General features: G+C 61.6%; 12 protein-coding genes. 3 read left to right on the forward strand and 9 right to left on the reverse strand.

From position 1 onward, the window contains the following. Positions 1–98 precede the first annotated feature (98 nt). A complete protein-coding gene (locus LVD10_RS00815) occupies positions 99–1,181 on the forward strand; it encodes an alkene reductase (RefSeq protein WP_232942306.1) in 1,083 nt (360 codons plus the stop codon). A gap of 215 nt (positions 1,182–1,396) precedes the next feature. Here LVD10_RS00815 and LVD10_RS00820 read toward each other — a convergent pair whose 3' ends face one another. From LVD10_RS00820 to LVD10_RS00860, 9 genes are all read right to left on the reverse strand, one after another. Then, the gene (locus LVD10_RS00820) at positions 1,397–1,732 is read right to left on the reverse strand and encodes a TusE/DsrC/DsvC family sulfur relay protein (RefSeq protein WP_232942308.1); all 336 of its coding nucleotides are present in this window, start codon (positions 1,730–1,732) and stop codon (positions 1,397–1,399) included. After that, on the reverse strand, positions 1,732–2,013 hold the full coding sequence (tusB, locus tag LVD10_RS00825) for a sulfurtransferase complex subunit TusB (RefSeq protein ID WP_232942310.1): 282 nt from the start codon (positions 2,011–2,013) through the stop codon (positions 1,732–1,734). Before tusB ends, LVD10_RS00820 begins: the two co-directional genes overlap by 1 nt. A gap of 3 nt (positions 2,014–2,016) precedes the next feature. After that, positions 2,017–2,379, reverse strand: a complete 363-nt coding sequence (gene tusC, locus LVD10_RS00830) for a sulfurtransferase complex subunit TusC (RefSeq protein ID WP_237061404.1) — start codon at positions 2,377–2,379, stop codon at positions 2,017–2,019. Between the two features lie 10 nt (positions 2,380–2,389). Next, complete coding sequence (gene tusD, locus LVD10_RS00835) at positions 2,390–2,782, reverse strand: sulfurtransferase complex subunit TusD (RefSeq protein WP_232942314.1); 393 nt, start codon at positions 2,780–2,782, stop codon at positions 2,390–2,392. 91 nt (positions 2,783–2,873) lie between these two features. After that, positions 2,874–3,551, reverse strand: coding sequence for a Bax inhibitor-1/YccA family protein (locus LVD10_RS00840; RefSeq protein WP_237061406.1), 678 nt, complete (start codon positions 3,549–3,551; stop codon positions 2,874–2,876). 66 nt (positions 3,552–3,617) lie between these two features. Continuing rightward, positions 3,618–6,077, reverse strand: a complete 2,460-nt coding sequence (locus LVD10_RS00845) for an endonuclease/exonuclease/phosphatase family protein (RefSeq protein ID WP_232942318.1) — start codon at positions 6,075–6,077, stop codon at positions 3,618–3,620. A 19-nt stretch (positions 6,078–6,096) separates the two neighbouring features. Next, positions 6,097–7,371, reverse strand: a complete 1,275-nt coding sequence (locus LVD10_RS00850) for a glycosyltransferase (RefSeq protein ID WP_237061408.1) — start codon at positions 7,369–7,371, stop codon at positions 6,097–6,099. After that, positions 7,368–9,629, reverse strand: coding sequence for a glucosidase family protein (locus LVD10_RS00855; RefSeq protein WP_237061410.1), 2,262 nt, complete (start codon positions 9,627–9,629; stop codon positions 7,368–7,370). The genes LVD10_RS00850 and LVD10_RS00855 overlap by 4 nt, the downstream gene beginning before the upstream one ends. Then, positions 9,629–10,339, reverse strand: coding sequence for a TVP38/TMEM64 family protein (locus LVD10_RS00860; RefSeq protein ID WP_237061415.1), 711 nt, complete (start codon positions 10,337–10,339; stop codon positions 9,629–9,631). Before LVD10_RS00860 ends, LVD10_RS00855 begins: the two co-directional genes overlap by 1 nt. Before the next feature lie 221 nt (positions 10,340–10,560). Between LVD10_RS00860 and LVD10_RS00865 the strand changes: the two genes are divergently transcribed. Both LVD10_RS00865 and betB read left to right on the forward strand, forming a co-directional pair. After that, positions 10,561–11,322: a TorF family putative porin gene (locus tag LVD10_RS00865; protein WP_232942326.1), complete on the forward strand. Its 762-nt coding sequence runs from the start codon at positions 10,561–10,563 to the stop codon at positions 11,320–11,322. 127 nt (positions 11,323–11,449) lie between these two features. Further along, positions 11,450–12,913, forward strand: coding sequence for a betaine-aldehyde dehydrogenase (gene betB / locus LVD10_RS00870; RefSeq protein ID WP_232942328.1), 1,464 nt, complete (start codon positions 11,450–11,452; stop codon positions 12,911–12,913). Positions 12,914–12,970: the final 57 nt, after the last annotated feature.

The raw sequence follows: 12,970 nt of genomic DNA on the forward strand, positions 1-12,970 counted from the left end.
GTGCTCTCCAGCACCGTAAGGTCGAAGAAGTCTCTGTGCCACTCTGTCCCGAACAGGACTTGGAGGGGCAGGGCGCATTATCGAGGATGAGAACAGATATGAGCGATCTCTTTACTCCCCTGAAACTTGGCGCCGTTGCGGCGGAAAACCGGGTCCTGATGGCGCCATTGACACGCTGCCGTGCCGATGCAGAGCATGTGCCTACGGACCTGATGGTGGAATACTACAGCCAGCGGGCCACTGCCGGCCTGATCATTGCGGAAGCCACCATGGCAATGGAGGGGGCTTCGGCGTTCTGGCGCGAGCCGGGCATCTACTCCGAAGCTCAGGTGACCGGATGGCGGAAGGTTACCGATGCCGTACACGCGAAGGGTGGCAAAATCTTTTTGCAGATCTGGCACGGTGGTCGCGCCTGTCATCCACTGCTAAACGACGGCCGTGAGCCGGTCGCCCCAAGTGCATTGCCGATTACCAACGATGAAGTCCATACCCCGGCCGGTAAAAAGCCCTACACGGTCCCCCGTGAGCTGCGCGATGACGAGATTCCGGAAATTGTCGAGGGCTTTGCGATCGCCGCGGAGAATGCCAAACGCGCGGGGTTTGATGGCGTTGAAGTACACGGAGCCAACGGCTACCTGCTGGACGAATTCCTGCGCGATGGCGCGAATCTCCGGGAGGGGCCCTATGGTGGCCCGATTGAAAACCGCGCGCGCCTGCTGCTGGAAGTACTCGATGCCGTCTGTAACGTATGGGGCGCGGACCGGGTCGGGCTTCGCCTGTCGCCGCTGAACAGCTTCAACAGCATGAAAGACAGCGATCCTGTCGGCCTGGTCACCTGGCTGGCGCAGCGCCTGAATGAATATGGCCTCGCTTATCTGCACTTGATGCGTGCCGACTTTTTCGGTGAACAGCAGGCAGATGTGATATCGCCCGTGCGGGATCACTACCGTGGCAACCTGGTTGTTAATATGGGATACAGCGGTGCGGAGGCCGATGCCGTAATCGCCCGGGGCCAGGCGGATGCGGTGGCCTTTGGCGTGCCGTTTATCGCCAATCCGGACCTGCCCCGTCGCCTGCGCGAAGGCGCGGAGCTGAGTGAGGCGGATCCTTCGACTTTCTACACCCAGGGCGGGGAAGGCTATATCGACTATCCGGCGCTGGAAGAGCTGGTCGAGGCTTGATCGAGCCTGCGGGAGACAAGTGTCTCCCGCAGTTCCGGGGCATTTTGACGCTTGATGTTGTTGCCAATGATCAAGACACGCCCCGGTAACAGGGATGACGCTGTCCAGTGCATCCAGGTCCTGTGGGTACCCGGCGACCAGGCCGGGAAGCCCTTGAGGAAGTTGCTAGCTTTCCGCACGCACAGCGCAAATTCGGGTATAGGGAGTAAGTCGCCTCAGAGGCAATTGGTGGGCTTGGGCAGGCCGGCGATCTTGCTGCCGAGCTTGGCCGGGCTCTCCGGGAACAGGCGCATCAGGTAGATGCTGCGGCCCTTGTCAGGACCCAGGTGCAGGGCCACATATTTCACCAGCGGTCGCATGGCGGGGGACAGTTCGAACTCCCGATAGAAGTCCTGTAGCAGGCGGATAACCTCCCAGTGCTCCCCGGTCAGCTCAATTCCCTCGGCCTGTGCCAGGGCCTCGGCCACAGCCGGGCTCCAGTCGTCCCGGTTGCGCAGGAAACCTTCCTTGTCCAGCGGGATATCCCGCCCCTCAATAGTTATCTTGCCCATCACTTGAACCAGCTGACGATTGGGTTGTGTTCGGTACACAGGGACACCCATTGGGCGTCGTCGATTGCCTCGATTTTACCAGGAATTGCCAGGCCACGTGCCCGCGCATCAGCGCCGAGGCAGTAAACCGGTTGTACCACTGGTGTATCGGTGAGGGCTCCGGCCAGGGCGTAAACCCCGTCCTCGATGAGCAGCAGGGCGTCCCCCTCGGCAAAAGCGGCAATGCAGTCCGCGAGCGCGGTGCTGGAATAGGGCGATTTGCTGACAATGTGCAGGGTCATGATTCAAAAACTCAGTACGGTGTCGTAGCCGGCGATCAGCCTGCCGGTGTCGGCTACGGGGTGCAGTGCTGGGCCATCCTTTGCCAGGTCATCCAGGGACAGGCCCCGTTGCGCCAGGCTGCGCTGGCAGACAAAGGCACGCTCGATATCAAAGATGGGTAGCGCCTGCAGGTTGCGTTGCAGGCTCTTCTGGTCGATCTCGGCCGGTTGCTGGCCGGGCACCAGCTGGAACACGCCATCCCCGCAGAACAGGAGGTCCGGAGCCTGTTCCAGCGCCGATGCTGCCAGCACGGCCTCCAGGCCCTCGCGGGCGAGGGCGTTGCCGTAGGGTGCCTGGCGGCACAGGGCGAGGGTTCGTCGGGCCATGGGGTTCTCCTCAGCTGCCGAATGTCACCAGGCGGTCGGAATGGGCTACCGCATCGGCCAGTTGTCCCAGTCCTGCCAGCACGAAGCCCTCGGCCAGGTTGGCGGCGGGCCGCTCCAGCCTCCTCGCCTCACTGTCGCTCAGCACCCCGCGCCGCTGGGCTGCGGCGATACAGATTACCAGGTCCAGGCCGTGCTCGGCCTGCAGGGCCTGCCAGGCGGGCAGCAAGTCGGGCTCATCCTGAGGTGGGGTGGCAAGGCTGCTGCCGTTGTGGACCCCGTCGCAGTAGAAAAACACCCGGTACAGCTCGTGCCCCTGGCCCAGCAGCGCCTGCGCAAAGCGCAGTGCACTGGCGGCTGACTGGCTTGAGTGTGGGGCGGCATAGACGGCGAGGGAGAATTTCATGGCAGCTCGGTTGGGGGTATCAGAAATGGCCGGATACAAAAGGCCCCGCTCAAAGCGGGGCCCCGTTGGAACTGTTCAGCCAGTGGCTGGATCAATCGTCGGAAGCGAAGCCGATGATGTGCAGCAGTGCGGTGAACAGGTTCAGGATATCCAGGTACAGGCGGGTGGTGGCCATCAGGTAGTTGGTTTCACCACCATTGATGATCGCACTGGTGTCATACAGGATGAAGCCTGAGAACAGCAGGGCGATAACACCGCTCAGTACCACACTGGCCAGGGGCATATGCACGCCGAAGAAGCCGGCAATCATCATGCCCAGGGCACATACGAGGACTGCGATCAGGCCCACGAACAGGAAGCCGCCCATAAAGCTGAAATCCTTGCGGGTGGTCAGCACGTAGGCGGACAGGGCAAAGAAGATCAGTGCGGTGGTACCCAGCGCCTGGGTGATCACCTGGGCCATGCCGGCGGCAACGTAATAGTTCAGCAGCGGTGCCAGGGAGGCCCCCAGCAGGCCGGTGAACGCAAATACCACGCCCACGCCTGCACCGGAATTGGCGGTGCGCGGCAGGACAAACCATACCAGCACAATCGCGGCGATGGAGCACATCAGCCCCATACCGCGGCCCATGCCCAGGGCCATGGCGACACCCGCGGTGAAGGCACTGAACAGCACGGTCATGGCGAGCAGTGCGTAGGTATTACGCAGCACCTTGGCCGATTCAGCGCGGTCCAGGGCGCCTGAGGGTGAATATACTTGCGGTTGCATTAGCTTCTCCTGCTATTGAACGATTGGCCAAATCATATAGGTGCTGGGTAGGACCATCAAGTTAGTTCACGCTTCTTCCGTCGCGGTGTCGCTGGCGCCCTTGTCGTCTCCCTGTCCGGGGAAGGCCAGGTCGGTCACCAGTGGCAGGTGATCCGACGCAACCTGCGTGAGTTCGGTGCGCGGGACCAGTACCTTGGACACTTTCATGCGCCTGCCAATGAATATGTAGTCAATCCTTGCCCGGGACAGGCGGCTGGGAAAGGTTCCACGGGGACGGTGGTTGGCGAGGTGCACCTGGGCATCATGCAGGTGCTCTGTCAGGCGCTTGTGTTCCGCGGAATTGGGTAGGGCATTGAAGTCGCCCAGCAGCACCTTGTGCCCGGTGCATTCCGGGTGACCCAGCCAGTCCGGGCCCAGCAGCGCGTCCACCTGGCGCAGCCGCTCCGCCTTGCTGAGGCCCAGGTGCGTGTTAACGATCTGCACTTTCTCCCCGTTGTGGTCCACCTCTACCCAGACCGCCCCGCGGGGCTCGTCCACAGTGGGCAGGAGGGACAGGGGCGCTGCTTCCGGCGGGCCCGGCAATATATCCTTCTTGATCACTCGCATGGGCAGGCGGGACAGGATGGCATCGCCGTAGCGCTCCTCCTCCAGGTGGATCGCCGGGTGGAACTGGAAATCCATTTGCAGGTAGCGCGCGATCCGTTCCGCCTGGTCCTCGCCACCGCTGCGGGGACGGCTGACATCCAGCTCCTGTAATGCCACCACGTCCGGCTGGTAGCGGGCGATTACGCGGGCGATCCTGCGGGCCGAATACTTGCCGTCCATGCCCAGGCAACTGTGCACGTTGTAGGTCATCACCCGCAGGGTTTTCACCGCCTGTGGCCGGTGCACCGGTACCAGCGGGTAATAGTGATGCAGGAACTGCTGTGCGGCACGGCGGAGGTCCCCGGCACGCCAGTAGCCCTGGGAGGGGCGCCGGATATCCTTGGGCAACAGGGCAAAGGCATTGGTCTCATTGGGGCCGGGGCCGCCGTGGCTGCCGTTTTCGACCGCGAAGGTCATGGGCTTTTCACCCGCGCACCAGCCACACATGATGAAGTCGCCGGCATCCGGGTGGTGACACAGGCGCGCCAGGTCGATGGCGGTCTGCTCGGCGAAGGGATGCTCGTCACCCATCAGGCGCAGGCCGTCCCGGGGCAACTCCACGGCGCCATCGCGCCACCAGCCATGCACCGGGGCATCGTCCTCGTCAGAAGCCCGGTACAGTACCAGCGGCACCGCTGCGCGCTCCACAATCATTCGCGCTATCTCGGCCCTGGGCGTGCCGTTGGTGCGCAGGTTGTAGAGCATGGCCACCGGTCCCAGCGCCGCCAGGGCCAGCGGAGGCTCGGAGGCCGATACGTCGGAGTCGTCCGGGGGAATGATTTTCTCGATCCACTCACTGCCGAACATGCGCGCGCGCTCCAGCTGCACCCCGCGGCGTCCGGTGCTGCGATAGCTGGCATTGTCTCCGGGAAGGTCGCGCAGTGATTCGGACAGGGCCTCACCGAGGCTGCGGCCATGGCGCACCTCGTAGGGTTCCGCCTGTTCCTGGCCGTGGTCGGAGAAGATCCACACATCGTACTGGCGTTTATCAGAGCGGTGTGCGGCCCGCCAGATTCGCGCGATGGCATCGTCGATACCCTTCAGCACCCAGTGGGCGAAAGCAGAATTGGGACCGCGCCGGTGTGATTGCTCGTCATACCCGAGCAGGTTGACGTAAATCACCGGCAGGCCCCGGGCGATATCAATCTTGACCCCGAAAGTGCACAGCTCGCGCATCAGTATGGTGACCGCCACACGGGTGGGAATAAACATCAGCTCGCGCCAGAAGTTCTCCCCGGCAAAAACACCGCGAATCGAGTCGATCACCGCGAGTACCAGTTCCACCAGCAGCAGTGCGCCGGTACGGACCAGGCCCCAGAGGTTACTCAGGATCAGCAGGACCACCGTGAGTGGGCCGGCCTCCCGCAGGGCCGGGCCCCAGCCACGGGACGCCGGGCAGAAGTGTGCCTCGCCGTCAGACGTGCCAGCTCGGAACAGGCTCAGGTAGCAGCTGCCATCTTTCAGCAACGGGTCGTCTACACGCGCCTCGAGTTTTTCCTCCACGGCGCAGGCGGCATCGGGATCGTACATACGCACCAGCTGCTGGGTGTCGCGCATCATAAAGCCGAATGCGGGCACAATTGCGCGCACGCCATAAAAGAGCTCCGCCTGTACGGCGGGAGTGGTTGAGGGCACGCCGGGAAACAGGTGATCGAGCTGGTAGTGTTCCTTGCGAATCAGTTTCTGCACGAAGGGCATTCTCTTTCTGGCGAGCGCCTTCTGCAGCTGCGGGTAGGCCAGTCCGTCTACCTGGATCAGGATCAGGCCGTGGTCACTGGGATGGCTGTCGCTGGTGGGGAGTTTGAGCAGCCGGGCCATCCAGGCGCTGCGGCTGAAGCGGCGGCGCAGGCGGCGCAGGGCTGTCTCGATACGGCTCATCATAGGCAATAAAAACCTGGCACTAGCGGCGCGGCGGCTGGCCGAAGGCGGCACCTGCGGCACTGGTTACGCCTTCGAGAATATCCCACTGGGCGGCGATGAGGTTGCGCAGCCGCATCCACTGGTCGTAAACGGAGTCGTCGAGGGACCAGCTTTTTTTCAGCAGTGGCTGGTACAGGTCGAGGGCCCGGCTCGCGCAGCGGTCCATGGAAAATCCCCGGGCGGTTTCCAGGGCCCCCGCACACAGCTGCCGGCGATCGTCGGCCCCGCGACTGTGGAGCCAATCGATGGCCCGGCGGAATTCCTCCCGGTTTTCGGCCATTACCAGGCGCCCGTTGATGCCATCGCGAACCACCTCGCGGGTGCCGTTGGCATCCAGGGCGACTACCGGCACCGAGGCTGCCATGGCCTCGGTCAGGACCATGCCCTGGGTTTCGCTGGTGGAGGCGAAGACGAAGGTGTCCATCGCGGCATAGGCATCGCGTTGGCGTTCACCCTGCAGGGTTCCGGGCATATGGAGCCTGTCGGCCATACCGCGGGCACTGAACAGGTTTTCGATGACTGTACTGCTTGGACCACTGCCCACCAGCAGGAAATGGCTGTCCGCATGTGCCTGCATAAAGTCTGCAACTGCTGCTGCGGTGAACTCGAGGTTCTTCTCCGCCGCAAGCCTGCCCAGGTGGCCGACTACGAAAGCCCCGGCCGGTATGCCCAGTTCGGACCGTATGCTCGCGCCGTTACCTGGCAGGTACTGCTCTTCCTGCAGGCCCGTGGGCATCTCCTCGATCCGGGTTGTAACACCCCGCTCGCGCAGAATGTGCGCAATGCTCTCGCTGGGCGCGAAAACCAGGCTTGCCAGGTTTGCATAACGGGTTCCCAGCTCGATCACAAATCGTTTGAGGGCCTGGGAATCCGCCGGCACATAATGGGTGTAGCGCTCGTACAGGGTGTGATGGGTAAACACCAGGGGAAGCCCGCGGGAGCGGGCAATCCTCACCGCTGTCATGCCCAGCAGGAAAGGGTGGTGAGAGTGGACGATATCCGGCTGAAAGTCGTCCAGGCGCTCGCTCAGGTGGCCGGAGAAGGGCAGGGCCACGGAAAAGTCGCTGCCATTGAAATTCTGGATGGCGTGGATGCGTATTACATCCTGTTCACCTTTGATGTACTGGGAAAACTCCGGTGCGACGATCAATACCCGGTGCCCGCGCGCCCGGTACTCTTCGGCAAATGCCGCTACCGAGCGCGCCACGCCGCCTACATGGGGCAGGTAGGTATTGGTGAGCATGACAATGTTCACTGGGCGGTGAGCTCCACTTCCTGGGAGCCGGGCGCTACCCTGGCGGGGGCAAACCCCAGCGCCCGGACTTCGATCGGGGGCTCTTCACCGTGCCATTCGGCCATCCAGCTGACCCGCGGGACAATACCGGGTATCACCTCGACAGTAATGCGTCCGAAGCGTGTTGGTGCGGGCCCGAAACGGACCGGCGCAGTGGCGGTCTGGTCGCTCAGCCACTCGGGGGGCAGGCCGGAAACAAGCACCAGTGTGTCTCCCTCCTCGCGCACAAAACAGTTGCGCTGCATTGCCACCCACTCGGCTGCGGCCCAGGCGTGCTGGCCGTCGCCCATACAGCCGCCCAGCGAGTGCGGGTGGATGGCTTCGGGCCACTGGCCAGTCGGGGACGCAAGCTGGGCGACATTGCGCATCAGCTCCACACAACGGGCATCGCCGGCGCGCAACAGGACCTGGGCGATATGCAGGGTGAGGTAGGCATTAATGCCGGAATGGATCATATCCTGGAAAAAGCCGCCGCTGACAAAGCACTTTTCCATCAGGAATTCCGCCAGGTCGAGCAGGCGGGGGTCCTCCGCTGGGTAGAGTGAGAGCGGGTAGCCGGCGGCGATGGAGCCGATGGCGCCAGGGTCGAGTCGCCGGTTGGGCGACGCCGGCATCGCCGGGCGGCCGAGTCGCTCGGCAGCTGCGGCCAGGCTGTCATCGATGGTTTTTTGGAAATCCTTCGCCTGGGCGGCAAAGCGGGTGCTGTCGTTGTGAAGCCCCTCGCGCTCGCACATGTCTGCGGCGGCATGCAAGCCGCCCACGCCCCAGAAATCATCCCAGTAATAGCAGTCATTTGGACCCAGGTGCTCGGCACTGAAGCCTGCGGGCAGCAGTCCACCGCAACGGCTTCCATCTTTGGGCAGGCGCTTGTCGTCGATCCAGCTGGCCCCGCGCAGCACGGCGTCCCTCCAGCCGGGCTTGAGCCGCCGGTTTGTAAGCTGGCAGAAGAGATCGAAGATCCACAGCGCCTCGCCGTTGGAGTCCCACTCACCATCCTGGGAATGGAAAAAGCCATCCCGTTTCTGCCGGTGCGGGAACTGGTCCAGGGCCCGCTCGGCCCGGTCCACGAGGCCGGCATACAGCAGGGACTGGATCATGAATGCCGCGTCCCGGAACCAGAACCGCTTGTAGGTATAGGGGCCGGGGTAAACATCCTTGGGTGAGTGCAGGATCAGCGTGCGGATGGCGGCGTCGTAAAGGAATTGCATCTTCTGGTCCGGCACCACCATTGCGCAGTGGTTGGCCAGGGTCTCACCCCAGTTGCCGGGTTTAGTGGCGGCGGGGCTGCCAGACCGGCTCACCGGGTCAGGTTCCAGCGGAATTTTCACCTGTACATCGAGGGGCTTACCGGGCTCGATGCGGAACATGGCGGCGGCCGTCGCCATGCCCACTTCGCACTCACCATGGGTGCGGCCGCCCTCATCGTGCAGGTGCAGGTAGATATCACCATGGTGGTAGTCCGAAGCCAGGTGTCGTTCCAGGGCACGATCGAACTCGACAGCGAATTTTTTCTCAATCAGCCATTTGCGCCGGTCATTATCCAGCCGCACCTTGTGGACGAAACTCACCCCTTCCGGGTTATAGGGACGCAGCGCCACTACCAGCCAGCCGCCGGCGCCGCTCTCTGCCTGGAGGTCGAGGAGGCACTGCTTGTCGCCGTTGGAACTCTCCACCATGGCGTGGTTGCGCAGGTGCATATCAGCATGGCTGGACTCGGTCAGGACGCTGATGTTGTCGCCCAGCAACAGCTCCTGGCGGCACTGTTCCAGCCGCGAGGGTATCAATTGTTCACCGCTCTCGCTGACCACCCATGTGTCGATTGACCAGCCGTCGTAGTGGGGGGTCAGCAGCCCGCGCGGATCCACCAGTGGCATTTCCTCGTAGTCCGGCAGGCCCACGGCGGTCCAGTTCCGGTGACTCAGGTTGCAGTGCGTAATGGAAAACGCGCGGGGTATGAATGATTGGTCCAGCGGGTCGAACTGGCGTTCGACCCAGTAGGGCCAGACCCAGTCCAGGTTATGCTGGATTACCTTGCTGTTGATCAGTGCGCGGGCATGGAAGATCACCCCGGCACGCAATAGCTCGATCGGTTCAGCTACCTCTGACGGTTGGGCAAAACGCTGCAGGTGCGCCATGACTGACAGCGGGTCTAGAAAGCCGTGGGAGGTGGCAAATTTGCGGACAAAGAAACGCCAGGGCAGCCATTTCATCCAGGGCATTACAGATCCTCCCGTTCGATTTTCTGTGCGAGGGCGCGCCTTGCAATACGGGTGATGCCGATCAGCGCCACGACCGCCAGTACAAAGCCGATACCATATAGTGTCCACTCTACCGGCGTGCGCTCCGACTCCATCGCTCCCAGTGTGGCCAGGTCCGAAGCGATGGAGCCGACATATACATTGTGAACGGTCAACGGGATGATGCCGATGGAGTTACCAATGACAAAATCCCTTAACCGCACTGGCGTCAAACCGAAAAAATAGTTTGACAGCTTGAAAGGGAAAAGAGGCACCAGCCGGGTTAGCATTACCAGGCGCCAGCCCTCATCCTTGATCACCTCCCCCAGGTGGGGTGGCTTCACATGTGACATCAGCCACCTTGATGGCCGTGGGCCAAACAGGTAGCGGGCGATCAGGAAGGCAATGGTGGCGCCGAGGACGGTACCCACGACTACCAGTACGGTTCCCTTGATTACGCCGAAAACAAATCCCGCTCCCATGGTGAATATCACGCCCGGGGCCAGCACCACGATGGCCAGTGCAATGACCAGGATGAAGAGCAGGCTGGCCTGCCAGCCACGGCTCTCCATCCACTGCAGAAGCTCAATCAGCCGGTCGTCCAGGTCAAAGTAAAAAAGCAGCCCAAGGCCAATCCCCACCCCGATGGTGCAGAGCACGATGATCCAGACGGGTGCGTACTTGACTGCCATAGGTTCGCTCAAAAAGGATTACGGAAGAACAACTTTCGCGCTCTTCCACATAAGCCTAGCCAAGTGACGGCTGTTTTGTTGGCAGCAATATCCCGCCTGGAGCTGAAAAAAGAGGAGGGCGTCGCCAGTTCCTTGAAAAATTGCCTCCTTTGCCTATATGTAGCCTACCTGCCAGAGAAAGGCGTTCCCGCATGACGGCAGGCATATCAAGGAAGACACGCATGCATCTCTCAACAGGCCACAATTTACTCGTTTCGGTAGCCCTGATCGCAGCGCTGCTGCCGCTGGCGTCCTTCGCCCAGGAGCCTGAAGAGGAGGAAAGTGAAGAGCCCTCCTTTGGCACCTTCGGTGGTAGTGCCATGCTTGCCAGTGACTACATGTTCCGGAGCATTTCGAACTCCAACCTGCGGCCACAGGTCCAGGCGGATATGAACTGGTCCCACGATGCGGGTTTTTACCTGGGTGTGTGGGCCTCCAATACCGACTTTGGTGGCGCCGGAAACAGCATGGAGCTGGATCCCTATGTGGGCATGGCCGGTAATTTCGGCGAAAGCAACTTCAGTTACGACATCGGCTATTGGTCGTACAACTATCCCGGCTCCGAGTTCTCTCTGAACTACGGGGAAGTTTATGTCTATGTCACCTGGACATTGGATGATTTCTCCATTACCCCCAGTGTCTGGTACGCGGACAACTATTTTGGTGAAGACTTCCTCGATGAGGTTTCGGCCCTGGCGTATGAGGTGACCCTCGCTTACCAGCTTCCCGATAACTTTTCCGCGTCTGTGCGGGTGGGTGAGCAGACATTCGAGTCTGCATTTGACAACCTTAATTATGTCTACTACGACCTGGGCATGGATTATACGATCGAGGACTGGACGATGGACCTGCGCTGGTATGACACGGACGGCGTAGACCCATTCCTCGCCAATCCCAAACTGGCTGATGGCGAATGGGTATTTAGTATCACCCGCAGCTTCTAGTCGGCCCTGTTATCGGCACAGGACTCCTGGCCCGGATGGCCCAGGGTACGCCGGCCTGTTGCCGGCAATTCCTGTTTACTCTCCTAAACTCTTCACATGAAACTACTCTGGCCTCCGGGAGCAGCCAATGTCGGATTCCAATGATCGCCTACTCTGGATTCATGGTGAATATGTCGCCCCTGTCGAGGGGGAATTTTTCGATACCCTAAACCCGGCCACCGGTGAGGTGATCTGCAGGGTCGCGCAGGCCGGCGAGTCGGATGTTGACCGTGCTGTGGAGTCTGCACGGAAGGGGCAGGCCGAATGGGCGGCCATGAGTGGCGCAGAGCGGGGCAGGGTGCTGGTGGAGACCGCGAACCTGCTGCGAGGACACTGCGACGAGCTTGCCCGCCTGGAGTCGCTCGATGGCGGCAAGCCAATTGCGGAAACCCCGGAAGCGGATGTCGGCTCTGCAGCAGACTGCCTGGAGTATTTCGGCGGGCAGGCGGCGTCGCTGCATGGCGAGTACCAGTCTGTGCCCGGAGGCTTTTTCTATACCCGGCCAGAACCCCTGGGCATCTGTGCCGGTATAGGTGCCTGGAATTACCCGATCCAGATCGCAGCCTGGAAATCGGCGCCGGCACTGGCAGCGGGAAACGCGATGGTATTCAAGCCGGCTGAGCTAACGCCGCTGTCAGCCCTGCGGCTTGCTGAGCTGTTCAAGCAGGCGGGACTTCCTGACGGTGTCTTCAATGTGGTACAGGGCTTTGCCGAGACCGGCAAGGCGCTGACCGCACATCCGGGCATTGCCAAGGTTTCGCTGACCGGTGAAGTGGGCACCGGCAAGGCGGTAATGCGCGCAGCCGCTGACTCACTCAAGGCGGTGACCCTGGAGCTGGGCGGCAAGTCGCCATTGATCGTGTTTGACGATGCCGACCTGGACAACGCTGTAGGTGCCGCGCTGCTGGGTAACTTCTACACGCAGGGACAGATCTGTACCAACAGTACCCGTGTTTTTGTGCAGGAATCCATCCACGATGCGTTTGTGGAGAAGCTGCTGGAGCGCACCGGGAAAATGCGAGTCGGCGATCCCCTGGATCCTGCAACAGACGTTGGGCCCATGGTCAGTGCCGAGCATATGGAAGGTGTGCTGGCCTATATGGAGAAAGGCAAGGAAGAGGGCGGCAAGCTGCTGATCGGTGGCGGCCGGGCAAAGGTGGATGGGCTGGAGAATGGCAATTTTGTCGAACCGACCGTTTTTGACGGCCTTAACGATGACATGACGATTGTACGGGAGGAGATCTTCGGGCCGGTGCTGTCGTTGCTCAGCTTCTCCAGCGAGGAAGAAGTGTTGCAGAGGGCCAACAATACCGAGTTTGGCCTGGCCGGGGGAGTCTTTACCCGCGACATCCAGCGGGGACACCGTGTGGCCGCGGCCCTGGATGCGGGTATTGTATGGATCAATCATTACAACCTGACCCCGGTGGAGATGCCATTCGGGGGGTTCAAGCAATCCGGCATTGGCAAGGAAAACAGCCGCCGTGCATTCGAACATTACACCCGGCTGAAAACAGTGTATGTCGCGGAAGGGGACGTGGAAGCACCATACTGAATATCAGCGCGTTGCCGGGGCCCGTCGTATTGCACTGGCCGGCCCCGGTGCCCTGTA

Source organism: Microbulbifer zhoushanensis, from assembly GCF_021729055.1.
Taxonomy (GTDB): Bacteria; Pseudomonadota; Gammaproteobacteria; order Pseudomonadales; family Cellvibrionaceae; genus Microbulbifer; species Microbulbifer zhoushanensis.